2 protein-coding genes are annotated in these 2,459 nt (G+C 75.6%); both read left to right on the top strand.

What is annotated here, in order from left to right; all coding sequences use genetic code 11:
- Positions 1-148: 148 nt before the first annotated feature.
- On the top strand, positions 149-976 hold the full coding sequence (locus tag HCJ92_RS23625) for a menaquinone biosynthetic enzyme MqnA/MqnD family protein (RefSeq protein ID WP_167935645.1): 828 nt from the start codon (positions 149-151) through the stop codon (positions 974-976).
- Between the two features lie 361 nt (positions 977-1,337).
- The coding region (locus tag HCJ92_RS23620; RefSeq protein WP_167935644.1) for a serine/threonine-protein kinase at positions 1,338-2,459 on the top strand (1,122 nt) is incomplete at its 3' end.

The following is a 2,459-nucleotide window of genomic DNA, read 5'->3' as shown; positions in this document are numbered from 1 at the left end:
GGACGGGGCCGGTGGCGCCGACACCGGCGCCGAGCCCTCCCCGCGCCCCGGGGCAGCAGCGGCGGCAGGCCGTGCCCCCCATGTGCCGCTCCCGCCCGGCGGGCCGCCACGCGCCGGGCGTACCCTGCGAGACGTGAGCGCATCGAACATGGCACGCCCCCGCGTCGGACACATCCAGTTCCTCAACTGCCTCCCGCTGTACTGGGGGCTGGCGCGCACGGGCAGCCTGCTCGATCTGGAGCTGACCAAGGACACTCCGGAAAAGCTCAGCGAACAACTGGCCCGAGGCGATCTCGACATCGGCCCCGTCACCCTCGTGGAGTTCCTTCGGCACGCGGAACAGCTGGTCGCACTGCCCGACATCGCGGTCGGCTGCGACGGCCCCGTGATGTCCTGCGTGATCGTCTCCGAGGGGCCGATCGAAGATCTCGACGGAGCGCGCGTCGCCCTCGGTTCCACCTCCCGCACTTCCGTGCGCCTGGCGCGACTGTTGCTCGCCGAGCGCTACGGCGTGCAACCGCGCTACTTCACCTGCCCCCCCGATCTCTCCGAAATGATGAGAGAGGCGGACGCCGCGGTCCTGATCGGCGACGCCGCGCTGCGCGCCTCCCTCCACGACGCGCCCCGGCTCGGCCTGCGGGTCCACGACCTCGGCGCGATGTGGAAGGAATGGACCGGGCTGCCGTTCGTCTTCGCGCTCTGGGCCGTCCGCCGCGACTACCTCGCCGAGCACCCGGACACCGTCCGTGACGTGCACCGCGCGTTCATCGAGTCCCGCGACCTCTCGCTGACCGAGGTCGACAAGGTCGCGGAGCAGGCCGCGCGCTGGGAGGCGTTCGACGCGGACCTCCTGCGGCGCTACTTCACCACCCTCGACTTCCGGCTCGGCGAGCGCCAGCTCGCGGGCGCGGCGGAGTTCGCGCGCCTCACCGGCGACATCGAGGGCGCGCGCGTCGAACTGCTGCCGCCGGAGTGACCCCGGCCGGGTCGGCCCTCGGCGGGCGACCGCCCATCGGTGGCGGCCCGTGGCCGGAGCGGCTGCACTGGGGGCTTGGGCCCTGTCTGGCGGATCCCGCCCGGCCCACGGCGCCTGGCACGACATCTCGCCGCGTCGGAGCATCGCGGGCCTCACTGGCGCTGTTCACCGGACAGGACCCGGCGGCGGGCCGGTGCCGGGCGCGCGATCCGCGCGTCACGGGGTAGGCGCCCGGGAACCGCCCCACGAGGCGGTTCGCGTCACCGAGAGGTGGACGCATCGACACGACACGGCGGCGCCCGCAGCGCCCGGCATCCGACGCCGGGCCGGGGGCGCCGACGCACAAGGGGGAGCGCGCACCATGGAACCGCTGAGACCGGACGACCCGCGCACCGTCGGCGACTACCGGTTGCTGCGCCGCATCGGCAGCGGCGGCATGGGCCGCGTCTACCTGGGCCGCAACGTGCGCGGCCGGACCGTCGCGGTCAAGATCGTGCACCCGCACTTCGCCGAGGACGGGGCGTTCCGCGCCCGGTTCGCACGCGAGGTGGCAGCCGCCCGGCGGGTCGGCGGCGACTGGACCGCCCCCGTCCTGGACGCGGACCCGGACGCCGACGTGCCGTGGGTCGCCACCGGATACGTCGCCGGGCCCGACCTCCAGCAGGTGGTCACCGACGAGGGCCCGCTGCCGCCGAGAACGGCGCGCGCCCTGGCCGCCGGCCTCGCGGAGGCGCTCGCCGCGGTCCACGGGCTCGGCCTGGTCCACCGGGACGTCAAACCGTCCAACGTGATGCTGGCCCTCGACGGCCCCCGCCTGATCGACTTCGGCATAGCCCGCGCCAGCGACGCGGGCGGCACCCTCACCGAGACCGGGGTCCACGTCGGTTCGCCCGGCTACATGGCGCCCGAACAACTCCTCCACGGCGACAGCGGGCCCGCCTCCGACATCTTCGCCTTCGGGTCGGTCCTCGTCTTCGCGACCACCGGCCACCCGCCGTTCCCCGGCGACACCCCGGCCCACGTCCTCTACCGGATCGCGTACGAGACACCGGAGCTCGACGACGTCCCGGACGCGCTGCGGCCGGTGGTCGAGCGCTGCCTGTCCAAGACGGCCGCCGACCGGCCGGCCCCGGCGGCGCTGGCCGCCGAGCTGACCGACGGTGCGGGCGCGGCGGCACTGTTCACCCGTGGCGACGGCTGGCTGCCGCCCTCCGTCGTCGCCGGGGTCAGCCGCCGGGCCGTGGAGCTGCTCGACCTGGAGGCCGAATCGGCGGGACTGCCGTTCCCCTCCTGCGGCCCGGCCTCCGCCGACCGACACGGACCGGCCACGGGTGCCGGGGCCCCGGGTGGGACCACCGGGGCGGGGGCCGTCGCGGAGACGGCGCCGGGCACGGTCGACGGCGTACCGGGCGGGCCGCGATCCCCGCAGCCGGTCGATCCGCGGATCGCCCGGCGAAGCGGCGCGCCCGACCCGGTCGGGCAG

The organism is Streptomyces spiramenti (assembly GCF_012034385.1).
In the GTDB taxonomy this organism is placed as follows: domain Bacteria; phylum Actinomycetota; class Actinomycetes; order Streptomycetales; family Streptomycetaceae; genus Streptomyces; species Streptomyces spiramenti.
This window is presented reverse-complemented; position numbering and strand designations above follow the sequence as displayed.

What these genes read in the sequence shown, in the direction of transcription:
- HCJ92_RS23625 (WP_167935645.1), top strand. Translation starts at nt 149, where the DNA reads ATGGCACGCCCCCGCGTCGGACACATCCAGTTCCTCAACTGCCTCCCG.